Origin of the sequence: Klebsiella sp. BIGb0407 (genome assembly GCF_024807845.1) — a bacterium.
GTDB lineage: Bacteria > Pseudomonadota > Gammaproteobacteria > Enterobacterales > Enterobacteriaceae > JGM124.
The window spans coordinates 162,471-187,500 of the sequence record NZ_JANUEQ010000004.1; the positions used below are offsets into that span (position 1 = coordinate 162,471).

20 protein-coding genes are annotated in these 25,030 nt (G+C 44.5%); 14 read left to right on the forward strand and 6 right to left on the reverse strand.

Annotated elements, in window-relative coordinates:
- Nucleotides 1-60: 60 nt before the first annotated feature.
- On the forward strand, nt 61-1,101 hold the full coding sequence (locus tag M2387_RS13725) for a GlxA family transcriptional regulator (RefSeq protein ID WP_259050167.1): 1,041 nt from the start codon (nt 61-63) through the stop codon (nt 1,099-1,101).
- A 5-nt stretch (nt 1,102-1,106) separates the two neighbouring features.
- Here M2387_RS13725 and M2387_RS13730 read toward each other — a convergent pair whose 3' ends face one another.
- A complete protein-coding gene (locus M2387_RS13730) occupies nt 1,107-2,480 on the reverse strand; it encodes an MFS transporter (RefSeq protein ID WP_259050168.1) in 1,374 nt (457 codons plus the stop codon).
- Nucleotides 2,481-2,654: 174 nt separating this feature from the next.
- Nucleotides 2,655-3,575: an aromatic amino acid DMT transporter YddG gene (gene yddG / locus M2387_RS13735; protein WP_259050171.1), complete on the reverse strand. Its 921-nt coding sequence runs from the start codon at nt 3,573-3,575 to the stop codon at nt 2,655-2,657.
- Between the two features lie 378 nt (nt 3,576-3,953).
- Here yddG and M2387_RS13740 point away from each other — a divergent pair, with 378 nt between their 5' ends.
- From M2387_RS13740 to M2387_RS13800, 13 genes are all read left to right on the forward strand, one after another.
- Nucleotides 3,954-4,856 (forward strand): dihydrodipicolinate synthase family protein, encoded by a 903-nt coding sequence (locus M2387_RS13740; protein ID WP_259050173.1) that lies wholly within the window; start codon nt 3,954-3,956, stop codon nt 4,854-4,856.
- A 9-nt stretch (nt 4,857-4,865) separates the two neighbouring features.
- Nucleotides 4,866-6,359 (forward strand): aldehyde dehydrogenase, encoded by a 1,494-nt coding sequence (locus tag M2387_RS13745; protein WP_259050174.1) that lies wholly within the window; start codon nt 4,866-4,868, stop codon nt 6,357-6,359.
- 653 nt (nt 6,360-7,012) lie between these two features.
- Complete coding sequence (locus M2387_RS13750; RefSeq protein WP_259050175.1) at nt 7,013-7,705, forward strand: GntR family transcriptional regulator; 693 nt, start codon at nt 7,013-7,015, stop codon at nt 7,703-7,705.
- Between the two features lie 505 nt (nt 7,706-8,210).
- The gene (locus M2387_RS13755) at nt 8,211-9,530 is read left to right on the forward strand and encodes an NAD(P)/FAD-dependent oxidoreductase (RefSeq protein WP_259050177.1); all 1,320 of its coding nucleotides are present in this window, start codon (nt 8,211-8,213) and stop codon (nt 9,528-9,530) included.
- 266 nt (nt 9,531-9,796) lie between these two features.
- A complete protein-coding gene (locus tag M2387_RS13760) occupies nt 9,797-10,633 on the forward strand; it encodes a PRD domain-containing protein (RefSeq protein WP_259050178.1) in 837 nt (278 codons plus the stop codon).
- Between the two features lie 88 nt (nt 10,634-10,721).
- On the forward strand, nt 10,722-12,620 hold the full coding sequence (locus tag M2387_RS13765) for a glucose PTS transporter subunit IIA (RefSeq protein ID WP_259050179.1): 1,899 nt from the start codon (nt 10,722-10,724) through the stop codon (nt 12,618-12,620).
- A 62-nt stretch (nt 12,621-12,682) separates the two neighbouring features.
- Nucleotides 12,683-14,122 (forward strand): 6-phospho-beta-glucosidase, encoded by a 1,440-nt coding sequence (locus M2387_RS13770; RefSeq protein WP_259050180.1) that lies wholly within the window; start codon nt 12,683-12,685, stop codon nt 14,120-14,122.
- 412 nt (nt 14,123-14,534) lie between these two features.
- Nucleotides 14,535-15,137 (forward strand): TetR family transcriptional regulator C-terminal domain-containing protein, encoded by a 603-nt coding sequence (locus M2387_RS13775; RefSeq protein ID WP_259050181.1) that lies wholly within the window; start codon nt 14,535-14,537, stop codon nt 15,135-15,137.
- Between the two features lie 13 nt (nt 15,138-15,150).
- Nucleotides 15,151-16,266 (forward strand): histidinol-phosphate transaminase, encoded by a 1,116-nt coding sequence (hisC, locus tag M2387_RS13780; protein ID WP_259050182.1) that lies wholly within the window; start codon nt 15,151-15,153, stop codon nt 16,264-16,266.
- Complete coding sequence (locus tag M2387_RS13785) at nt 16,263-17,519, forward strand: MFS transporter (protein ID WP_259050183.1); 1,257 nt, start codon at nt 16,263-16,265, stop codon at nt 17,517-17,519. Before hisC ends, M2387_RS13785 begins: the two co-directional genes overlap by 4 nt.
- Nucleotides 17,520-17,548: 29 nt before the next feature.
- Nucleotides 17,549-18,532: an NAD(P)-dependent oxidoreductase gene (locus M2387_RS13790; protein WP_259050184.1), complete on the forward strand. Its 984-nt coding sequence runs from the start codon at nt 17,549-17,551 to the stop codon at nt 18,530-18,532.
- A gap of 199 nt (nt 18,533-18,731) precedes the next feature.
- Entirely contained in the window at nt 18,732-20,120 is a 1,389-nt protein-coding gene (locus M2387_RS13795; RefSeq protein WP_259050185.1) for a M24 family metallopeptidase, read from the forward strand.
- Between the two features lie 85 nt (nt 20,121-20,205).
- Entirely contained in the window at nt 20,206-21,294 is a 1,089-nt protein-coding gene (locus tag M2387_RS13800; RefSeq protein WP_259050189.1) for an AAA family ATPase, read from the forward strand.
- A gap of 1 nt (nt 21,295) precedes the next feature.
- On the opposite strand, the gene M2387_RS13805 is transcribed toward M2387_RS13800, so the two are convergent.
- The 4 genes from M2387_RS13805 to M2387_RS13820 all read right to left on the reverse strand — a co-directional run bounded on the left by M2387_RS13805 (nt 21,296) and on the right by M2387_RS13820 (nt 24,981).
- Nucleotides 21,296-21,640, reverse strand: coding sequence for a nitrous oxide-stimulated promoter family protein (locus tag M2387_RS13805; protein WP_259050569.1), 345 nt, complete (start codon nt 21,638-21,640; stop codon nt 21,296-21,298).
- A gap of 141 nt (nt 21,641-21,781) precedes the next feature.
- Nucleotides 21,782-23,362 carry a rhamnogalacturonan acetylesterase gene (locus M2387_RS13810; protein ID WP_259050190.1) on the reverse strand — a complete coding sequence of 527 codons (1,581 nt, stop codon included), beginning with the start codon at nt 23,360-23,362 and terminating at the stop codon, nt 21,782-21,784.
- Nucleotides 23,363-23,377: 15 nt separating this feature from the next.
- Nucleotides 23,378-24,133, reverse strand: a complete 756-nt coding sequence (locus M2387_RS13815; protein WP_259050191.1) for an oligogalacturonate-specific porin KdgM family protein — start codon at nt 24,131-24,133, stop codon at nt 23,378-23,380.
- A 23-nt stretch (nt 24,134-24,156) separates the two neighbouring features.
- Nucleotides 24,157-24,981 (reverse strand): oligogalacturonate-specific porin KdgM family protein, encoded by an 825-nt coding sequence (locus M2387_RS13820; protein ID WP_259050193.1) that lies wholly within the window; start codon nt 24,979-24,981, stop codon nt 24,157-24,159.
- Nucleotides 24,982-25,030 lie beyond the last annotated feature (49 nt).

The window sequence follows — 25,030 nt, forward strand, 5'->3', positions numbered from 1 at the left end:
TGTGTTATCGGTATATAACAGCTTATTTTATTTGCTATACGTTTTAAGACGGGTGGATTTATGGTGTCGCAAAACCTGATGGAAGAAAGCACTTTGGCAGAGACGAAACCAGACCTGACCATCGGGTTTCTGCTGATGAACCACTTTACTCTGGCCTCCGTCGCCGGTTTAGTCGAGTCACTACGGTTTGCGGCTGACGAGTCCTTTTCCAGCCGTCAGATATTCTGCCACTGGGAGTGGATGACCTGTGATAACCAGCCAGTCACCGCCAGCTGTGGCTTGCCCGTTACCCCTACCGCTGAACTGAATTTTTCGAAACCCTGGGACTATTTTGTCCTGGCTGGCGGGCTACTGGAAGAAACTCGAAATCCACCTGCCTGGCTACTGGAAGCGGTCAGAGGTTTACATGCCCACAACATCCCGATAATTACCTTATGTAGCGGTGCTTTTATTGCCGGTAATGCCGGTCTGCTCGATGGCCGACGGTGTGCGATTCACTTTACCACCCGGGATGAATTCAAATTACGGTTTCCCAAAGCGATTCCGGTCATCGATAAAACCTATATTCATGATGGCGGTATCCTCTCTTGTCCTGGCGGAACCGGAATCGATCTGGCTGCTGACCTGATTCGGCGTCATTGCGGCACGCTGCGTATGCGTAAGGTGCTGAAATATTTACTGGTGGATGAGCCTGGAGAAGAAAAAACGGCGAGTAAAAGGCGAAATACGAAAGATGAACCAGAGGTTTATGATAACGAACTGGTGCGTAAGGTCATTGATTTTATGAGACATCATCTCGACTCCCCCTTACCTATCCAGGATGTATCCGCTTTTGCGGAAATACCCGTGCGCCAGCTAAATGCACTTTTTCTTAAAAGTACTGGTGATACTGCCGCCGTCCACTGGCGAAAAATGAGAGTGGTTCATGCCAGAAAACTGATGTCAGATACCAGTCATAGTATCAATGCTATCGCCACCGCCTGCGGTTTTGCTGATGCCTCACATCTGATAGCGTTGTTTCGTAAACAGTATGGTGAAACGCCGAGCTCATATCGAAAGCGTCGGCGTAAAGTGGAACAACTCGTCAAAACCCGGGACTGACAGAATTACTGTTTCACTGACTGATGCGACATGCTGCTACAACCTGAAGGGCTCTCGTCCAGAGATGCGGCATCCTCAAGGTTTTTATCGTTAGTTTCTGGTGCCAGGAACCAGGAAACGATCAGGCCAAAGAAGGTGATCCCCGCCGCTATATACATCGTATGACCAATACCTATGGATTGTAACGATACGGGAACCAGGTAAGTTCCCACCGCAGCGCCAATACGTGACATTGATGTACCCACCCCTACGGCTTCTGCGCGGATTTTGGTTGGGAAAATCTCATTCGGATAAACCAGCTGCAATACCTGAGCACCGCCAATAAAGAGTGCATAAGCGCCAAACAGAACCAGAATAACCAGCGACGGACCATCACTAAAGAAACCAAGCAGTAACAGCGCCAGACCCGACCACAGGAAGCTCTGTAGCAGTAAGCGGCGACGCCCCATGCTATTCACCAGACAGGTGGCAATAATACAACCCACAACAAACAGCAGCGTTATCGATACCGAACCGTAAGAAGCCCAGCTACCGCTGATATGTAAGGCTTCGAGAACCTTGGGTGCGAAAGCATAGACCGCAAACACCGGGATAACAGAACAGGTCCAGAAAATAGTGACAAATGCCATGCGTTTGCCATATCCCGAAAAGACCAGACTCTTAAATGAAAGTTTACTGTTTTGTGTATGCTCCGGCAGATTCTGCAGACCAAACTCATTGCCGTAAACCTTCTTAATGATAATTTCAGCCTCTGCATGCCGCCCTTTACTGATTAACCAGCGTGGGGATTCTGGTGTACCCAGTCTGACAATTAATAGTGCCGCACCGATAATAGCGGTACTGGCAAGCGCCAGACGCCAGGCATCCTCCCCGCCGAGGTACAGCAGTATTTCACCTACGATATAGGCCGTTGCAGCTCCAGAAAACCACAGAATAGTCAGGATAGCCAGGCACGGACCACGATTTTTTTTCGGTAAAAACTCGACTAAAAATGCGGTCGCTACCGGATACTCAATGCCAACGGCGACACCGCTGAGAAAACGTAAAATAAAGAGGGTCTCACCGCTTTGAACCCAAAATTGCGCCACAGATGTCACAATAAATAATGTCGGCCCGACAAAATACAGCATCTGTCTGCCAAAGCGATCGGTTAGCTTGCCGCCAATAAAGCCACCGAAAAAAATCCCGATTAATGCAGAAGCGGCAATTAATCCTTCCCAGAAGGAGTTTAATCCCAGAGCAGGAGAAAGCTGAGTCATGGCTACGCCAATAATACTAAGCACATAACCATCGACATAGGAGCCACCGCCAGAACGTACGGTCAATAATCGATGAAAGCGATTAAGGGGCACATCTTCAACAGATATTGTATTTGACATTATTTACTCCTGTCTTTTTTGAATACTGTAGGGTATGAGTATTAACAATGCCATTTGTTATAAACAGAAGTGTTAATCACCTCTTGTTTTATATTCAAGGCAAATATTAATTAAGATTTATAGTTATATAAATAAACTTGTTAATATTACCCAGGAATAACCTGGGTAATTTATTTAAACCAGTTTGGATTTCTTCCTGGAAATAACTCCTGTTGATTTAACGCGTGTTGCCCACCAGCATAATAAAGAGCCGAGACTAACCATAGCTGCCCCCTGCCAGAAATAAATCGTCAATGCCGAATTAAGAATAACTGCGGCCAGCATTGCAGAGACCACGGGGATAAAATAAGACGCCGTTGCCAGAACGGTTACATTTCCATGTAAAATCCCGGTGTTCCATGCTGCATATCCAAATCCCATGGCAATGGCTGATAATGCCAGACTAAACCATACCCATGCATTAAGCTCAAATTCAGGTTGCGGTGAAAATAAATATTTAACCCATAATACCAGGGCGGTAAGAATAAAAAATAACGTAATGCCATTACTGCCCTTGGCAATTTTTTGTGTCACGACACAATATATCGCCCAGATAATTGCCCCGCTAAATGCCAGACCATAACTTAATGGATTCGATTGAAGGTTGGCCGTGATATCCTGAAAAGAAAACCCTTGCTCGCCACCGAGTACACGAAATATTCCGGCGATAGCAATAATAATACCGGGGATTATCCATAAACTGGTTTTTTGCCTGTTCACAATAACAGAAAGTAATATCGTCATGCTTGGCCAGAGATAATTGACCATGCCCACTTCGATTGCTTGTCTGCCGCTGTCTGAAAAACCCAGAGAAAGTGACAGGCATAACTCATAACAAACAAATAAAATACTGCCGATTATCAGGTAGCTGAGTGGGAACTGTTTTACCTTCGGGAAGCCAACGGTAAACAACAGTAATATGGCACTACAGGTATAAATCATGGCTGCCCCGCCCACCGGGCCAAACCCCTCACTCACACTTTTGATTAACCCGACGATAGCGCTCCATAACAGTATCGCTATCAGCCCTATCAGGGTTGCTTTCTTTTGGGTCATTCCCCTCTACCTCTGCTTATTGGCAGGATATTACAGCTATCCTGCAATCTTGAATCTGTTAAATCGACGTTAAATCTTATCATCAAACCTATGCCTCTGAGCGCCGCCTGTAAATACACCTCACATCGTCATTTTCACAATATGTGATCATTATCTGAAAACAATTATAAAAATACAACACAGAAAAAACATACATAAGTAATTGTTTTTTAATGAAATTAAATTAACATATTGTATTTTTATCCTATTTTTATGTATTTCCTTTGTATTTTTAATGTATGCAAAAAAAATCCTGATATTGACCATCGAATAAGGACAGGTCAGATTGTTAAAAAACAGTGTCACCGGTTCTGGTGGTCATTTACTCTGGAGGTTTACATGTTCAAATTTGAAGGTATCTATACCCCTGCCATCACCCCTTACGCTGCTGATGGCTCTATTGACTTCCATCATTATGAAGAGGTACTGGAGTCGCTGATAGCAGGCGGTGTTCACGGCATTATTATTGGTGGCTCTACCGGTGAATATTATGCTCAGACCCTCGAAGAGCGTCTGGCTCTGGCAGAACATGCGCGTAAAGTCACACTCGGTCGTCTGCCGCTGATCGTGGGTACTGGCGCTATTCGTACCGAAGATGCGATTGTCTATGCCAGACATGCCCGTGATATTAAAGCTGATGCCATCCTGGTAACCTCGCCTCCTTATGCGCTGCCAACCGAACTTGAGAACGCGCATCACGCTCTGGCCGTCGATCGGGCCGCCCAATTACCCGTGATGCTTTATAACTATCCGGGCCGTATGGGTATCACCATGGGTGAGACCTATTTCACTGAAGTGAGCCGCTCTCCTAATGTCATCGCTATCAAAGAGAGCTCCGGTGACATGAATAATTTGCATCTGCTGGCCTGTAAATTCCCGAATATCGCCCTTTCCTGTGGCTGGGATGACTTAGCGCTGGAATTCTTTGCCTGGGGAGCACGCAGCTGGGTCTGCGCGGGATCTAACTTTATTCCAGCCGAACATGTCGCTCTGTATCAGGCCTGTGTCGTAGAAAAAGATTTTGATAAAGGCAGAAAAATCATGGCCGCCATGATGCCACTGATGCATTTCCTTGATGCAGGTAAATTTGTTCAGTCCATTAAATACGGTTGCGACTTGAATGGGTTAAACACCGGCCCGGCACGTGCACCATTGCAAAATCTGGACGAGAGTGAAAAAGCGCAGCTGAAAAACGTCATTAATGAAGTCAAACGTAATGTGGCTGCGGTTACTGGGGCATAAGAGGTATTTATGAGCGAAGCACGCACGACACAAGAGTATATCGACCTGGCGCGCAGCCTGTCGTTTCCGACCCGGGCCTTCATTAATGGGCAGTTCGTCAGCGCTATTAGCGGCAAGACTTTTACCACCACGAATCCTGCAACGGGTGAAACACTGGCCTCTCTCCCTGCCTGCGATACGGCAGATGTGGATCTTGCGGTTAATGCCGCTCGTGAGGTCTTCTCTCGTGGAGACTGGCGTTATCAGGCGCCGGCTGACCGTAAACAGGTCCTGCTGAAGCTGGCAGCATTGATAGTACAGGAAGCCGAACAGCTTGCGATACTGGAAAGTCTCGATAGCGGAAAGCCGATAGGTGAATGTCTGGCTGTGGATGTACCCGAAACCGCCCATATTTTGAAATGGCATGCGGAAGCTATCGACAAACTCTACGATAGCAGCGCGCCAACCGGTCATGAAACCATGGCGCTGGTGGTACGGGAACCTATTGGCGTGGTCGGGTGCGTGCTGCCCTGGAATTTCCCTCTGCTGATGCTGGCCTGGAAAATTGGCCCGGCGCTGGCCGCAGGATGCTCCGTTATTGTAAAACCAGCAGAACAAACGTCACTGACTACGCTGAGAGTAGCCGAGCTCGCCTTCCAGGCAGGTATTCCTGCTGGAGTACTGAATATTGTCACCGGATCGGGCAAAGAGGTGGGAGAACCCATCGGCTTACACCGGGATGTTGATATGGTGAGTTTCACAGGCTCCACCGTCACAGGCCGACGCTTTTTGCGTTATGCCGCTGACTCTAACCTTAAGAAAGTGGTTCTGGAGTGTGGGGGTAAAAACCCGGCCATTGTCTTCGACGATGTCGAGGATCTGCACAACGTAGCAGAACACATTCTTAATGGTGCGTTCTGGAATATGGGCGAAAATTGCTCTGCTACTTCCCGACTGCTGGTTCAGGACACCGTAAAAGAAAAGTTACTGGCGATTATCAGCCAGAAAATGGCCACCTGGACTCAGGGTGACCCGCTTAACCCGGCTAATCGACTCGGCACTATGATAAGTGACGCTCACTTCCGTAAAGTGAAAGAGTATCTGGATATTGCCCGTCAGGAAGGACTTTCTATCCTCCACGGGGGTGAGACCGAGCAGGATATCTATGTTCAGCCCACCGTTATCGATAATGTGACGCCCGCCAGCGTTCTGTTCCAGGAAGAAATTTTCGGTCCGGTCCTCTGCGTCACAACCTTCAGTGACGAAGACCAGGCAGTAGCGCTGGCCAACGATACTTCTTACGGACTGGCCGCTTCGGTTTATACCGATAATCTGCGCAGGGCTATCCGAGTCTCTCGCGAAGTCCGCGCCGGTACAGTCACGGTTAACTGCTTTGGTGAAGGTGATGCCACAACACCTTTCGGTGGTTATAAGGAGTCTGGTTTTGGCGGAAGAGATAAATCGGTATTTGCCCATGACCAGTACACCGAACTGAAAACTATCTGGATCGATATTTCGCATTAATTTTACACTACAGCCTACTACTGCGTAGGCTGCTCTATGAGGATGATTTTATGCTCATTACAGAGGCAGATAAAAAGGTACATTTTTATTTCTGTATTCTTATGGCTTTAGCGTTATCCAGAAATAATGGCAGATTTAAAACCAATCGACAGAAGAATTCGTTCATTCTTAAGTGGCTAAAAAATGACGGTACAGAGGGTCATTTTCCCGGCTCAGTAAATAATGAAATTCACTGGCTTAAAAAGAAAATATTACTGAATACGCCGGATAACGATCCGGAACCGATGCTGCATTTTATTTACAGAACGGCGCAGACGATACAATTCCCTGCATTTTGAACGCTAACACCTGTCAGGTAATATCTGCTCTTTAACATTTCAAGCCAACGCGTTGTCAAATGCCGACGTTGAACGAAGGTCAGGGCCCGCAACATCATGTAAATTTTCGCCACACTGTTTCGATAATAACTCGATACAGCTATCTGAAAGTATTAGTATTATTATGATCTCTAATGTGCGATGCCGCACGTCCTGAACATTTTTATTATATTTACCGTATACAAATTGTTGTTCCAGGTTAACCTTTGAAATACCGATCGTTTACCTATCGATAAACAGACGGAAGTGACTGTGAATAATGCTCAGGAGGGTACGGTGAAAACAGGCAAGGTTGGACTTTATGAGGACTTAAAAAGGCTCATTCTGACGATGGAACTCGACCCGGATGAGATCCTCGATGAAACAAGTCTAAGTCTCCAGTATGGTCTTTCGCGAACACCGGTCAGGGAGATCTTTCAGCGTCTGGCGGGAGAAGGCTATCTTGAGATCCTCGAAAAAAGAGGTGTGCGCGTTATTCCCATGAACCACACCACTTTACGTAATTTCTTTCTCGTTGCGCCCATGATTTATGCCGCAGTAGGACGTCTGGCGGTGCAAAACTATAAGCCTGCACAGTTAAAGGCACTGAAAGAAACGCAAAAGCGATTCCGGAAAGCGGTTCAAACCCAGGACAGTCTTGCCCTGGTGCTGGAAAATAACCGTTTTCACGAAATTATGGGTGAGATGTCCACCAATCCCTATCTGCAACCCAGTCTCGGCCGGTTACTTATCGATCACTGCCGGATAGGGCATACATTCTTTCGCCCGCGTGATGAGAATATGCAGAAACGCCTGTTACTGGCGGCAGAACATCACGATGACTTTATCATCGCGATAGAAGAGCGTAATGAACAGGCCGTTGTCGATCTCGTTTTTGAACACTGGGAACTTTCGCGTGAAACCATGGAGATCTTTATCGCTCCTCAAGGTTTGCAAGCCGACGACTGGGTGAATTCCACAGAAAACTAAACGGCATCACCCGCTAATCTCTCTCTGTATTTCTCTGTTCTCTGGCATGCTGATGTCAGAGACCCGTTCTGTTCTGCTTTTCTCGCCGCATAATATCTTATCTGACAACCCTTTATCTTTGATGCAGCGTGTGGCTTGAATTTTAATGATTGATCCTATTCAAGAGTTAAAAATACTCAGGACTATTTTTGTATCCGGATCACATTCTTGATACGTTTTGTATACATAAAAAATACACAAGATATACAATAAGACTATTAAAGATAATCGTGACAGGACATCGATATTCACGACTAAAAGAAATATTAATCACATACTGAATTAATAGCCGAGCGAAATGAATAATTTAAATATTTATTCATCATGCTTTGCAAATAAAAAACCACTCTTATATTACCCTTATCCAAAAAGGGTAAGGTATTTTTTCACCGTCAGAATGACATATCAGAAATAGATGAGCGTCACAGACTGGCGGGTTAACAGGTAAATAAACCGGAGCCACTAAATGCATAAAATAACTTCACTACCTGCCGATGATGCGCTTCCCGGATGGTATCATACCAGTAAACCCCGCCAGCCCTGCCCTTCACATGTCGGGCAAAAACATGCTCGCTGGACGATTGTCGGAGCAGGACTGACTGGCCTTGCTGCCGCTCGTCAACTGGCACTGAATTATCCTGAAGATGAAATTGTCCTTATTGAAGCCCAGGAAATTGGATTCGGCTCATCGGGGCGTAACGCGGGTTTTGCTATTGATGTTCCCCATGATATTGGCGCCAAAGACTATATTGGTGATATCAAAACGGCTAACCAGATATTAAAACTGAATACCCTGGGTCTCGATTATCTGCGGGATATTGTCACTAAAAATAAAATTGAATGTCAGATGACTGAGTCCGGTAAATATCAGGCTGCGGTCGGCGATGCTGGTATTGCCGTGCTTGAGGCCTACCGTAGTGGACTTGAAAAAATTGGACGAGAAACCGAAATGATTGAGGAAAAAGATCTCCCCGGGCATATCGGAACCTCCTATTATAAAAAGGCCTTATATATTCCAGGCACCGTGCTTTTACAGCCGTCGGCATTAGTCAAAGGGTTAGCGGATACCTTACCCTCCAACGTCACGTTATATGAATATACCCCTGTCACCTCAATCAATTACGGTGACAAAATTACCCTGATACATGATAAAGGCAGTATCACGACCGACAAACTTATTCTGGCTAACAATGCTTTCGCCGCACATTTTGGTTTTCTCAAAGGTCGTCTGCTACCCACCTTCCTGTATGGCAGCCTGACGCGTCCGTTAACCCATGACGAACAGGCTACGCTCGGTGGAAAACCGGTGTGGGGTGTGATACCCGCCCATCCTTTTGGTAGTACGGTAAGACGTACGGTGGATAACCGTATTCTGATGAGAAACAGTTTTAGTTTTCAAACGGATGGCCGTCCGCGCGAACATATTTTGCAGAAGTATATCGAAACGCATCGGCAATCATTTTCCCGACGGTTCCCCGGGCTTTCCGAAGTCGATTTCGAATATTCATGGAGCGGTGCAATTTGTCTGTCAGAAAACCACGAAGGGTTCTTCGGACAGCTCGGGCCGAACGTTTATGGTGCTCTGTGTTGTAACGGGCTGGGTATCACCAGAGGGACAGCAACCGGTAAATTACTGGCCGATATGATAGCGGGAGAGCGTAATGAACAAATAGACTTCCTGCTATCGTCGCCGGGACCGAATAAAACACCACCTGAACCTTTCCTTTCCGTTGGCGTAAAATCAGTGCTGAAATGGGGACAATTCCGGGCTGGCATGGAAGTATAAAATCGTCATTTCTCCATCACTTCCTGAGCACCTCTCAGTGAAGTGATGGAGCCTGAAATATCGCCAGGTAGAGTTGACACACTATTTATTTTTGTGAATTAAATCACAATTAGAATTAAACAGAATTGCCTTTTAACTGTTTTTTTCTGACATTAATGGCATAGGATCGTTACTGGTAATGCAGGCGTGACCAATTTGTTTCCATCTTGAATGGGAATCAATTGGTCACGTTTTTTTTTACCTAAAAAACACTGGCGGCAGCTGTTATGAAGATTTTGAAAGTATTTAATAACAATGTCTCTCTCGTTTTCAACGAGAGCGGCCAGGAAGAGATTGTTATAGGTAAAGGCCTTGGGTTTGGCAAACTTGAAGGCGATAGCATTGATGTGGCCAGGATAGAGAAACGCTTTATCCTTGCCACCAGCGCGCTGAGTGAAGGTAATCTCTCTCTGCCCTCTCATATCAATGCCGAAGAGATAGAAATCGCCATCAGCATCATAAAAAATGGCGAGCAAGCATTAGGCTATAAGATTGATGAGGCTATTATCCCGGCCCTGGCTGACCATATCAGCTTTGCCCTGAAGCGGTTAAGAGAGGGAGTCGCTGTTAGCAGCCCCCTTAAGTGGGACATTAAACAGATCTATTTTAATGAATATAACTATGCCCTGCAGGCGCTAGAAAAAATACGTGAGACCTTCTCGATAGAACTTCCGGAGGATGAGGCCGTTTTTATTACGCTTCATATCGTTAATGGCGGAAGCCTTGAAAATGATATGAATGAAACGATGAAGATCACTCAAATCATTAATAACATTCTTTATATAGTGAAATACCACTATCAAAAAGAGTTTAATGAACAATCCTATGATTACACGCGTTTCGTCACTCATGTTCGCTACTATATTATGCGAAACCTGAAGGTAAGAGCTATTGATAAAAGTCAGTCATCGCTTGAGAAACTATTAACAGGGCATTATAAAACAGACTATCTGTGCGCCATGAAGATAAAGCGCTACCTGGAAAGTAAATATGGTTGGTTAGTCACCCGAGATGACATTGTTTATCTGACATTGCGATTAAATCGGCTGTCATTCGCGCCATAGTATTATTTAAAACAAACAACACCAGGGAAATAATAAAATTATTTCCTTCAGCTTTCTATCGCCATAAAAAAATATATCAGGTGAAATAATGAAATTCGAAACTGAGTCTCTAAATATTATTGAAAAGGTGGGAGGTAAAGAGAATATTGTCGGTCTTATTCACTGCGCCACGCGCCTGCGATTTACGCTCAAGGACTATGCCCGCGCCAATACCCGGGCGCTAAAAGAACTACCTTATGTACTGACAGCAATAGAAAGTGGTGGACAATATCAAATTGTTATCGGTAGTTCCGTGGTGGAATATTACGAGACTATTCTGGCACTCACCGGAAAAACGAAAGCTATAGCCGATAACGAACAAGAGAGCAGCCAGACTAAAAAAACAAAATTTAATATGGATGCAGTGTTTGAAATCATCTCCAGTGCCTTTAGCCCATTGATTCCGGCAATGGCAGGTTCCGGGATGCTGAAAGCATTGCTCACCGTATTAGTAGAAGCAAAGCTGCTTACTGACTCCAGTGATGTTTATGCCGTATTAAATGCGGCAAGTAACGCAATATTCTATTTTCTGCCGGTATTCCTGGGAATTACGCTCACCCATAAAATCGGCGGAAATATGTACGTCGGGGGGACTATCGGTGCCGCGTTGCTAGAACCCGCCTTTACGGGATTAATCGGTAAAACTGACGCCTCATTTTTAGGCTTAGGGCTTACCGCCGTTAGCTACTCAACAACGATTTTCCCTATCTTTATCGCGATATTTATTTACTCCTATTTGGATAAGCTACTAAAGCGCATTATCTATAAAGATATTCAGCTGTTCGCAGTACCCATGTTTTCTTTGATGCTGATGGTGCCGTTTACTGTTCTGTTCTTCGGGCCATTCGGCACGGTTCTCGGTGATGGTTTATCCCATGGCGTGATGTGGCTTATTAGCCAGAGTAAACTGTTATCAGGCATTGTTATCGGCGGTGGCTTGCCCTTTATGGTTATGCTGGGGCTTCACTGGGGCTTCTCACCGATAACCCTCGAAAACCTGCGCGTTGCCGGAGGAGACCCGATTGAAGGGATGGCTGTTGCCTCTGTTTTCGCTCAGATAGGCGTTGCCATTGGTTTTTATCTGCGCTCACGTAAACACTCAAAAATGCGCGCATTGACCGGGCCTATCATTCTGACCGGACTGCTGGCGGGTGTAACCGAGCCCATCGTCTATGGCCTGATTTTACGCTACAAACGCCTGATGGTTATCGTGGCGATTGCCGGCGCTATCGGCGGTGCCATCTGTGGCGTCACAGGCGTGACGATGAATGCCTATGTTTTCCATAATATCTTTGCAATCCCGGTCTATACGCCAAAACTGGGCTACTTAGTTGGCATTATTATGGCGCTGGTTTCCGGTGCCCTCCTCGCCTATTTCTTTGGTATCAAAAAAGGGGAAGACAGTGAGATGTTCCCTGAACAAAAAACGCCTCAACCCGAGAGTACTGTCCAGTCCGTTGAGACTTCCGGTGAAGTGGCTTCTACCGACAGCGTGATCTTTTCTCCGCTGAGAGGTGAAGTGATCCCTTTAAGTGAAGTTCCTGATGATATTTTCTCCAGCGGGGTTGTCGGCCAGGGGGTGGGTATTATTCCTTCAGAAAATACCGTTTATGCCCCATTCGATGGTGTTGTTTCCTCTATGTTCCCATCCCTTCACGCCATAGGTGTGACATCAAATAAAGGTGATGAAGTTCTTATCCATGTGGGCATTAATACCGTCCATCTTAACGGCAGCGTATTTATCCCCTGCGTCCAGGTCGGCGACTCAATAACCGCAGGCCAGGCTCTGATTATTTTCGATAGAGATGCCATTCTTGAAGCCGGTTTTTCGCTGGTGACTCCGGTGATCTATATCAACGATAACGATACTGCGAGTGACGTTCATATTGAGCAAACGGGCGTGGTTAATGAGCACCAGCCATTATTTAAGCTAATTCATCATAAATAAATTAACGCTATCCGGGATAGATCCGGATAAGCCTGAACATACAGTTAAACAGGAAAAGAATAATGCAGAAAGATTTTCTCTGGGGCGGTGCTGTCGCGGCTCATCAAATAGAAGGTGCCTGGAATATCGGTGGTAAAGGAATCAGTATTGCCGATGTTATGACCAACGGAACAAAAGAGACACCGCGTAAAATTACGCTGGGTATCCTTGAAGGAAATTTCTATCCAAATCATGATGCGATCGATTTTTATCACCAGTATCCGCAGGATATCGCATTATTTGCTGAGATGGGTTTTAAATGCTTTCGTACCAGTATTGCCTGGACGCGTATTTACCCTCAGGGGAATGAAATTACCCCGAATGAAGAAGGGCTAGCTTTCTACGATGCACTTTTTGATGAGTTACTGAAATATGGCATCGAGCCGGTTGTTACGCTTTCTCACTTCGAAATGCCCTGGTATTTAGTTGAGCAATTTGGCGGCTGGCGCAGCCGGGAAACGATTGACTTTTTTACCCGATTTTCAGTCACTGTAATGGAGCGTTATCAGCATAAAGTTAAATACTGGATGACATTTAACGAAATCAATAATCAGCAAATCATCGATAATCCTCTCTATGCCTTTACTAACTCCGGCATTATCTTTGAGAAAGATGAAGACCGCCAGCAGGTTGTCTATCAGGCCGCTCATTATCAGTTTGTCGCCAGTGCCAGGGTCGTTGCCGCGGGCAGAAAAATTAATCCCGCATTCCGGATAGGTTGCATGATAGCCGCCACGCCAAATTATCCGCTGACCAGCGATCCGCTCGACAATCTGATTGCTCAACGTGAAAACGAAAGGCAACTCTTCTTTACCGATGTTCAGATCCGCGGGAAATATCCGTCCTGGGTACTGAAAGAGTGGAAAATAAAAGGCTATGAGATAGATGTCACTGATGAAGACCTCTCTCTATTACCACATGGAATCGTCGACTATATCGGTATCAGTTACTATCTGAGCAATACAGTATCTGCCAGCGAAAGAGGTGAACGCCTTCAAGATAATCTGCTGGGCAGTAGCTGTCTGGTCAAGAATCCTCATATAGCGTCGACAGAATGGGGCTGGTCGGTTGACCCGACTGGATTACGTTACTTCCTCAATATGCTCAATAACCGCTATAACTTACCCATATTCATTGTTGAGAATGGCTTCGGTGCCAACGATGTCTTAACTCCAGAGGGGGTTAACGACCTTGATCGTATCGACTATTTGACGCTGCACATTGAAGAAATGAAAAAAGCGATAGAGATAGATGGTGTGGATGTGATGGGTTATACCATCTGGGGCTGTATCGACTTAGTTTCCTTTACCACCGGCGAGATGAAAAAACGCTACGGGCTGATTTATGTCGACCGGGATAACCAGGGTAACGGCAGCGGAGTACGCAGTAAAAAACGCTCCTTCCAGTGGTACAAAAACGTTATCGCTACTAACGGTGATACTTCCCTGCCAGACGCTGAATAGTTCAGGTAATAAATCGGGTTCGTAGAGTGCGAGCCCGATACCCACACCGGGCTCATATCGACCTTACGCTCATCCTTCATTCTCTTCCCTGTCTATTCCCTGTTATAAAGTGATTTCATATCAATACATAACATGTGCCTATTAATCATTATAATTAAAATAAATACATTATCTATTTGCATCAAAATAGTGCGTGCGCACTATTTTAGCCTTACATTAATTTAACTCATTAATAATACGGCTTATTTATATATAAGAAAAAACAATGAACAATGCATGATTCACCTTTATCGTGCAGCGTTAAGTTTATTATTAATTTATAACAATTGAGATTGAACGACTGTTCAACTCTATGCTACTTTGATTTCACGTTATAAAAAACCGACACCTTAGATTCAAGAGAAATCAAACAATGCCCACAAATCAAAGGCAAACCGAACTTATTTCAGCCACATTAAAATGCTTAAAAAAAGAAGGATTTAAAGGGTTATCAATAAGAAAAATAGCGGATAAGGCTAATGTTTCCGTTGGCTTAATAAACCATCATTTTGGTAGTTTAGATAAACTGATATCACTTTCCTATGAATATATGGCAGACGATATACTCTCTGCGTTGCAACAAGCCTGTGAGAAAGAAAAAGAAAACCCATTAATAAGCATAGATATATTTATCGAGGAAAGTTTCAACCCATCATTGCTTGATCCTGATTTGCTTAATGCCTGGCTTGTATTCTGGGCGATGAGCAGACACAGTCCGGAGATAGATAAATCTCACTCACTGACTTATTCGAGATATCTTGATTTTATTTCCCAGTTATTAACCGATATATGGGAAGCTGAACATAAAAATGAATGTGATATCAGATTAGCGACTATTTCTTTTTCGTCAATGCTTGATGGTTTATGGGTAGAGAGTTGTTTGAATTCGGCAGTGTTTAAATCTACCGATGCAATAATTATTTGTCAGCGCTGGGTAAAGTCCTTCCGCGCCGGAATGTTTGAAATGAGTATTTAATTCTGAGGTTAATATGATTAATGAAGTAAGAAAAGCGGTTTATAACTGTGTACCTTATGCTGCGGGTAAAAGCATGGAAGACGTGATGGAAGAGTATGGACTCGCTCATGTGATTAAAATGGGTTCTAATGAAAACCCTTACGCACCATTCCATCTGTCAGCAAAACGGATGATGGATGAAGTGGTTAAGATCAATAATTATCCTGAAAAAAACTTTATCCGCCTTAAGCATATTCTTGCTGAGAAGCACGGCTTTTCACATACACATGTTGGTTTAGGCCATGGTGCAGGCGGTGTGTTAGATACCCTGGCAAAGACCTTTATTAACCCGGGCGATGAGGTCATTACCTCTGTTGAAACCTATGGACTGTATAAAGAGATCTCAAAAGGAATGGGAGCAGAAGTGAAGTTTATCCCTCTTGATAAACAGTTCACTATTGATCTTGCAGCTATAAGCGCAGCTGTCAGTGAAAATACTAAACTTATTTGGGTTTGTAATCCTAACAACCCTACTGGCACCACGATTAAACCACAGGCATTTTATTCCTTTATTAATACCCTGCCTGACCATGTCTGGGTCGTTTTAGATGAAGCTTATATTGAGTTTGCCAGAGAAGAGAGTCTGATCGATGTACAGAAACTGATTGAATCTGGCAAGAAGATAATAAAAGTGGGTACCTTCTCTAAATACTACGGTTTAGCCGGTGGGCGAATTGGTTTTTGTATTTCTCATCCCGAGGTTATTTCAGCCTATGACACCATTAGCGAACCCTTTAATGCGAATAGAATCGGACTGGCAGGTGCCGTCAGTGTGCTGACTGAAGATTTAGAGAACTGTACTTTCTACGGTAATAAAATTATCGACTCCCGAGAAAAACTGATTAAAGAACTTCGCCACTTAGGCTGCGTCTGTGGCGAGTCGGATGCCAACTTTGTGTTTTTCTCGACCGATTATCTGGCAAATGATATCGCGAACGATTTATTAAAAGAAGGCGTTATCGTCAGGCCATGCGCGGGCTGGGGATATAAAAATCATATCAGGGTCACCGTAGGCACTGAAGAGCAAAATGCTATTTTCATTAATATATTCTCTACCACATTAGATAAAATGAAAGGATTAACGCTATGAATATATATAAAAAATATATCACTCTGCTGTTATTAGGTTTTTCCGGTGGAGCAATTTTTGTTTTCCCTTATCTTAAATATATTTTTTATGATGATGTTTTAGTCTCACTGGGGATCGGCAATGCTGATTCCGGGCTCTTGCTGACCGCCTATTCACTGGGTTGTGTTGCCCTTTATATACCCGGAGGCATACTGGCTGATAAACTTTCACCCCGCGTCTCGATTGTAACATCACTCTGTGCAACCACCGCGCTGACACTGGTTTTCGCCTTTTTCTTTAACTTTGCTGCAGCCATTGTTGTTTGGTTCTTAATGGCCTTTGCCTCAGGGTTTATTTTCTGGTCTGCGGTACTCAAAGCGGTACGTATTATCAGCGAAGAGAAAAATCAGGGCATGATGTACGGTGTCTATTACAGCGCAAACGGAGCGGCAACGGCGCTTATCAACTATGCATGTTTAAAGGTATTTGGCTACGCCGGTGGCGGAAGTGAGGGTTTACTGATGGCCGTGCTGCTAATGGCTTTCTGTACCGGGATTTCAGCACTCGGGCTCTTTTTCTTCCTTAAAGGATTCGAAAAGTCAGAAACTAAAAAAGAAGACCAGTTCAGTTTTGCCGACCTTTCACAGGTCGTTAAGAACCCATCTGTCTGGATGGTGTCAGTTATCTTCTTTTGTACCTATGCGGTCTATTCTTGTAGCTCCTACTACACGCCTTATTTAACCTATCTGGGTCTGTCATCTGATAGTTCTGCGGAGTTAAGTATTCTGCGAATTAATATTGCAATGATGGTTGCCTCACCTATTGGCGGCTATCTGGCAGATAAAGTCTTCAAATCAACAATAAAATGGATTGCCTACGGTTCAACACTACTGGCGCTGTCGATTCTGGCAACCTTCTATGTCGGAGGAAGTAATCTGATACTCACCAGCATACTTTCTATCCTCCCCGGCTGGGTAGTAATGTCAATGTACGGGATTATGTTCTCAGCATTAAAAGAGATTAATGTTCCGGTTAAAGTCTCTGGTACGGTTATTGGCGTCACATCTATTATTAGTTATTCACCCGATCTGTTTATGAACACCCTGTATGGTACGGTACTGGATCACTATAGCGGTACGGCAATCATCACTGCCTATCAAATAATATTTACCAGCCTGGCTGCTATTTCGGTACTCGCAGTGATTCTCTCTCTATGTGTACTGTATCGTATTAAAGAAAATAAAATCAGAACAGCTGAGCCTCTTATTAATTAAACACCAGAATTATTCAGCGAGTATTATTAATGAAAATAGTGATATGCGATCATAAAGAATCGCTTGATAGAGATGTGTCCGCAGAAATAAAATTATTTAAAGATATGCTGGGAGAAAAAACTCATGTTATTGTTCACGAGTATGATGGTGATAATGAAAAATTAAAAGAGGTTATTTCTGATGCCGACGGGGTGATGACTTCCTATGTCTCTTTCACTGATGAAATAATATCTTCAAGTCGAAAATTAAAAGCGATTTCAATAAATGCCACAGGATATAATTTCATTGATCTGGCATCAGCGCATAGAAATAATGTCAAAATAGCGGTTATCTCTGAGTACTGTACTCAGGAGGTTAGCGAACATGCATTCTCTCTTGCTTTAGCGGTTGCCAGAAATCTAAAGAAATATAGCCGAAGTATTGATATTGATAAAAAGTACAGCTTTAACTGTGTACAGGGTATGTTCAGACTCGAAGGCGCTACCTTTGGCATCATGGGGCTGGGTAAAATCGGGCGTTCTGTTGCCAGAAAGGCTCAAGGATTTGGTATGAAGGTGATTGCCTTTTCTCCATCCTGCCCGGAGTCTGCTGCTAGCGAACTCGATATTACTTTAGTCGATAAACAGCAATTATTCAGAGAGAGTAACTTTATTTGTCTGACGATGTCGCTGAATAAAGGGAATACCCGCATCCTTGATCATGAGGCATTTGCCATGATGGAGAAGAAACCTATTATTGTTAATGTTTCTCGGGGACAGATGATCGATGAAAATGCATTAATTTATGCGCTGGATAACAACCTTATTTTTGGTGCCGGACTGGATGTATTAGTCGATGAAAGCGATCAGTATATAGCCACTTCACCATTGACCGAAAGAGATAATGTTATTTTAACGCCTCACGCTGCATTTTATTCTGATTTTTCAATGCAGGAGAATCAAAGAATTGGAGTAAGTAATTTAGTTAATATATTAACCAATAAAATAGACAAGGTTGCGCGTATCGTTAGCTAGAGTATTAATACCCCTGTTATTTTATCGCTATTAAAACAATATGACTCATTAAAAATGGGCTTTCATAGTGAATGCCCATTTTCTTTTTTAATAAATAACCTTACAGCTATAACTAAGAATGATGTTACCTCTATCGTCAGTACCAGGCTAAACTGGAGCAACAGGTCTTGCTTTCGACGTTTTTCATACGAGGTAATACATGAACTCCAGAATCATTAAGTTACAGCCAACGGAATCCCCCCGCAAATTTGAACAAGTTCCGCCAGTCTTCCTTACCGATGAAACCCTGCTGTCACGTAAAAATAAAATTCTGGCGGCTATGGCAGCAGAGAATTTTGATGCCCTGGTTATCTACGCCGATAAAGAGCATGGCGGTAACTTTGAATACCTGACAGGTTTTATTCCCAGGTTTGAGGAAGGGCTGCTGATTCTGGAAAAAAATGGCCAGGCAACGGCCATTTTAGGAAATGAAAATCTTAAAATGGCCAGCCACTCAAGGATTGAAGTCACCCTTAAACACAGCCCGTATTTTTCACTGCCAAACCAACCAATGGATAATGAAAAATCGCTGGAAGATCTGTTTGCTGAAGCCGGTCTGAACAAAATGGCTCGAATCGGCCTGGCTGGCTGGAAAATGTTTACCTCAAGGTTCGCAGATAACAAAAAACTTTTTGACCTGCCCTACTTTATTGTCGATGCGATAAAAAACAGCACTTCAAAAAATGCAGTCCTGGAAAATGCGGCGCATCTGTTTATCAGTGGTGAAAAAGGGGCAAGAAGTACCTGCAATGCAAATGAAATAGCCCATTACGAATACGGGGCAAATCTGGCATCAAACTGTATTCTCAATGCGATGGATGCGGTTGAGTCTGATATCACTGAGGCCGAACTGGGTAGCTATTTAACAGCAGAAGGCCAGTACAATACCGTGGTGGTGATTGCCGCCACCAGCCCGCGCTTTGAAAAAGCCAATCTCTACCCTTCCTATAAGCCTGTCGAGAGAGGACAGCCATTATCCTTAACCACCGCGTTTAAAGGCGGACTTTCCAGCAGAACCGGTTTTGTGATTACGAATGAAAGCGAGCTACCCGCTAATCAGCATGACTATCTCGACCGGGTTGCGAAACCTTATTTTTCTGCCATAGCCACCTGGCTTGAGCGTATTGCAATCGATATGCCGGGAGGTGAACTCTATAACATCGTTGAAGAGGTTTTACCCCAGGATAAGTATGGCTGGCACCTGAACCCTGGCCACCTGACCGCAGATGAAGAGTGGATGTCTTCGCCAATCTATAAAGACTCCAGAGAAAAATTAACCAGCGGTATGATGCTCCAGATTGATATTATTCCTTCTATTCCCGGGTATACGGGAAGTAGTGCAGAAGAGTGTATTGTGCTGGCGGATGAGTCACTGCAGAAAAAAATTCAGTCCGCTTATCCTGAATTGTGGCAGCGTATTACTGTGCGTCGCGACTATATAATCAACACACTGAATATAAAACTGAGCAAAGATGTCCTGCCACTGTCTAATACGGTGGCTTACTTACGTCCTTTCTTGCTGGCGAAGAATACATCACTGACCTGTTAAATCAGTCAGGATCAGGTATCTCCGGGTGCCGAACACAGATAAAATATCTGCTTCGGCACAGCATTCAGGTAAGGGAAACGGTTAGATGATCCGCAGTATTTATATTGATAATTATCGTTCTGTTAAAAATGTATTTCTTGAGCTGGATAGACTTAATATTGTATTCGGCCCGAATGGATGTGGTAAATCTAATATTTATAAAGCGATTCAGCTTCTGTCAGGAGCGGCCTCAGGTCAACTTTCTGAGATGTTCAGTAGTGAAGGCGGGATACAAAACACCATGTGGTCTGGTAAAAATTCAGACGCAAAAGCTCGCAGAATTTGCTTATCCTGTGAAACCGATGATTTTGACTATGAGTTACAGATAGGGTTTCCTGACACTGCCCCTGATAATCCAACGCTCTTTAAGTTAGATTCCGTCGTTAAAGAAGAACATATCTGGACTGCGGGTTATAAGCGACGCCCTTCATCGCAAGTTCTTAAACGAAAAAACCAGGTGGTTTTTTTGTCCAATATCCATGGTGAAAAAATCACTCACAGTGATGCTATCTATGAAAATGAATCTTTCTTCGGGCAACTGGGTGAACCCCATCTTTACCCGGAGGTTTCACAGTTAAGAGAGACTATAAAGAACTGGCGGTTTTATCATGAATTTGACGTTTCAAGAAAATCACCAATAAGACAACCGCAAATTGGATTCAGATCGCCTGTTCTTTCAAGCGATGGTTCAAACCTTGCTTCTGCTTTCCAGACCATTGTTGAAATTGGTGATATTGAACTGCTCACAGACATACTGTTAACCGCATTCCCGGAGTGTTCTTTTTTCTGCAAGAACGATAATGCGCGTTTTATGTTGTACATGAACAGACAAGGGCTTGCTCGTCCCCTGGAAACCAGCGAGATGTCGGATGGCACACTACGCTTTTTATGCCTTGCGGTAGCATTACTCAGCCCTCGCCCGCCTAATTTTATCGTTCTCAATGAGCCTGAAAATAGTCTGCATCCGCAAATGTTACCCGCTCTGGCTAAACTGATATCACAAGCCAGTCGATACTCTCAGATTTGGCTGACAAGCCATTCTCATGAACTGGCGACACTTATCGGGAAATATGTTGAGTTTCAGCTATATGAGCTCTCTATAAGCAATGGGCAAACCTGTATTCACAGAGTCTGAGTCATTTCTTGCGCTGATATTTTTCTGGCAATAACGGTACCGGACGTTTGTCATCAATCAAATGAAGTATGGCTAAGATTGGGTGATGCCATAACATTCTGGGGCCTGCCCAGCGCATGATTTTTTTCATTTCTTCGCGTTTGGCCGGCTGATAACAGTGTACCGGGCATTGCTTGCAGGCTGGTTTTTCTTCGCCGAATACACATTTATCCAGCCGTTTAACGGCATATTCATACAGTGCCTGGTAGTGCTCGGGGCCGGCAACGGCATCCGGGTTGCTGCGCTCATAGAGTGCAATCATTTTATAAATAGTCAGCTTTTCTCTGGGTATCCGCTTTCCAGTCATAATATTGTTCACTCCAGCCTGAAGATGATGTTCTGATATCAAAATTGGCATGCAGTTTATCGTGTTTTAATCGAGGCTATATTGATCAAAGAGGGAAACCCGATGCTATGCATCAAGTTTCCCTCCGGGACTGACAAAATATCAAGGATTCAGTTGCTGGCTTAGCGCCTGCAATTCAGGGGTACTTTTTATCCCCTCGACTACCAAATCGGCAACAGCCCGAGCGCCTTTCTCCTGAAAATGCGTGGTATCCGGTGCGGTTCTTATTCCCGCTTTTTGTGTTTTATACCAGGGATAGCGGGGATCGTTTGCATCGACGGCCAGCCAGTAGTCCATCCAGTCATCGGAATGCGCGTTAGCAAACTCAATGGTCGCTTGTTCTAAGTCGATAAGCGGAACCTGATTAGCCGCAGCGGTTTGCCTGATTGTGGCAATATAGTCGCCGCTAAACAAATATCCCGGTTTTGCTGAGGTAAAATGACTACTGACAACTTTGTCCTGCGGGCCTTGCTGAAATGCCGTTTTACCCTCGCTATTTTTTACCCTGGTCGTCGGAGTGAACAGGATCGGGATTGCCCCTTTCTCACGGGCAAGTGCGATATATCTTTCCAGTGAATGCTGGAAAGAGAGCTCGGGTTTACCTTCCGGATACTGAGGGTGTCCCTGACTATCGTTCGGGTAAGAACACAGATTTGCCACATCCGCGGCGCCACGAACCGCTTTATTGCTATTACAATTCTGATCGTTATGACCGTGAGCAATAAAGACATAATCGCCCGGCTGTAAATAACGCCCCATCTGCTGATACCAGCCACCGTTGTAAAAATCACGACTCGCACGCCCGGCTCTGGCACCGTTCAGTACTACGACACCAGAATCAGGACGGAAAGACTCCTGAAAGACTTGCCCCCATCCCATACGAGGCAAACGGCTAACTTCATAGCTGGCTGCGGTTGAATCACTGACAATCAGCACCCGCGTCTGTGCTTTAGCTATTGCTTGTTTATCCTGTTCAGCCCGTTCAAGGTCAAAAGGCTCCCAGGCACCGCTATTATTCAGCCCGGCTATTGGGCGAAAAGCGCTGTCAGTCAGGGTGACATGCCCCGCCTGGCCAGTGTCATTGTGATAACCGCGATTAGTATTAATCACCGCCAGAATCCGGGTCATCGCATCCTGGCTTTGAACAGGGGTGCGAACCGGATCAATAACCGAAATATCTTCCCCTGCCAGGGCAAAGGCATCTGCCATGCCCTGGCGAAAATTCGCCAGAGGGAGATCCAGAGAAACCTGGCTCAGTTCAGCGGGTGTCACATTTTCAACAAACTGCTGCGGACCGATATATCCAAGTTTTCCGGCTGCTTCAGAAACCATACGATCGCTGAATGGCGTGATATTTCCGGTATTGACCTGATTGCTGTTCAGGGTCAGAACCAAGGATGCCATACAGCGAGCACGGGGGATATTATTGTAGAGACAATTATCGCCTTCGTTAGCCGCTATGGCACTTAAGACCAGAGGAGGTACAAGCCCGTCGACAGGTAATCTATAGCGCCCTTCACTGTTAGTATCAGTACTCAGCCGCTCTCCCCGGCTGTCCGTTACCTGCACTCGGGCATCTTTGAAAGGCGAGTCTGTAAGAACAATTCCCTCCAGGATAGTCGTAGCCTGAACCAGACCCGGAAGAGCACAAAGTAACGCTGCCATCGTCATTTTATGACGCATCACGAACCCCTTGCATTAGAAACGGTAAGTAAAACCGGCCTTTAACAAGGCCTCACGACTGTTGCTGGTTTTGCTTTTAGCCACATCTTCGGCGGCAAGATTGAGCTGCCAGTCAGGAAGGAATATCCAGTCGGCTTTTACGTCTTGCTGATAATCGCTCTTCTTATTATTGGCCAGAATATAATCAGCGTTATAGTAATTCGCCTGATAGGTCAGAATCAGCGTATCTAAGGCGGCAAAGGCAATCCCCCCCTCGAGACGGTGACGATGTCTGTTCTGCTCGCCTTCTCCGGCTGCGGAGCGGTTAATCTTGCGATAATCGTAACGATACTGGGTATATAAGGTCAGGGGGGAAATGACCTGCCAGCTTAATTTGAGCCCAGGCGTGTAACGCGCACCCGCTTTTTGCGTATCGCCTACATCACCTGTTGTTGCCTCGCCACTCTTACCTCCAGAGTAGAAACGCGCCTCCATATTCGGCGTTAACGTCAACGTATTGTTCAGCGCATAATCATAGCCGACGGTCATAGAGTAAGAGTTAGATACGACGTCATCCAGTGCAACATTTTTACCTTTGTTGTAAAGATGAATAGTAATATCCACCCACGCCTTTTCATCAGTCTGATGGAGTATTCCAAACTCATCGCCATGATATTTATTTTGTGTGCCATAGCTATGCTGATAATGGAAGTACGTTTCTGACGCGACTACACTGCCGCTCAGCAGCAATAAACTAGCGAGCATATTTCCCAGGTATAATTTTTTCATCATGATAATCACTTAATTATTTAGAATTAATTGAACTGGTAATTAACACCGATTTTGATTTTCCCTTGGCGGGATTTAGAAGTACTGGAAACAGAGACATCATCCACTTCCAGATAAGGTCGCCACTGCTGATAACGGTATTGGATTTTAAACTGATGTTCATAGTCAGTCTTCTTACCGTTATAAACAGCATATTGGTTTGACGTGAATACACCCTTACTGTATGACGATGACTCATTTAAGTTATCACCGACATAATAGTTAAACACATACCCTAAGGATATATTAGGAATACCGCTCCATGTCACCCCAGTATCAAAGCGATTACGTGCGGTATCTGATTTAGACCGATACTGATCTCCGGCATAACCAAACTTGTCACTGCTGCTGATGGTTTTATAACGATCGCTTCTGGATATTTTTTTAATTTCATAGCGATAGCGACCATAGACTGACCAGTCTTTATTAATGCTATAACTGTATTTAACGCCCGGCTGGTAGTTAACGGAAGTACTGCCGAAAGAGACTTCAAATGAAGGAGTTAGCGTATTTCCCTTCATTGGCATTTTGAAGTCTTTCTGAATAACCAGTCCTCCTGACCCGCCTTGCATATCATCCCACGCCACATCATAATTTTTGCCACCTCCGGAGGAAGTACCAAATTTCACTTCATATTGCCAGAGGGATGGCGTTTTATGGATTAACTTAAATGAATCGTTATGCCGTCGGTCCTGGGTTTTAAAATTATGTTCAATCTGTATTGTTGTTTTGCCTTCTGCGGCATACAGACTCTGTGAAAAACCGATAACGGACAAACCGATAACTATTTTTTTGATTGTATTACTGCTCATGGCTTCCTCATCATAAAATAATTAAATATCAAAAACAGTGAAAATTAAA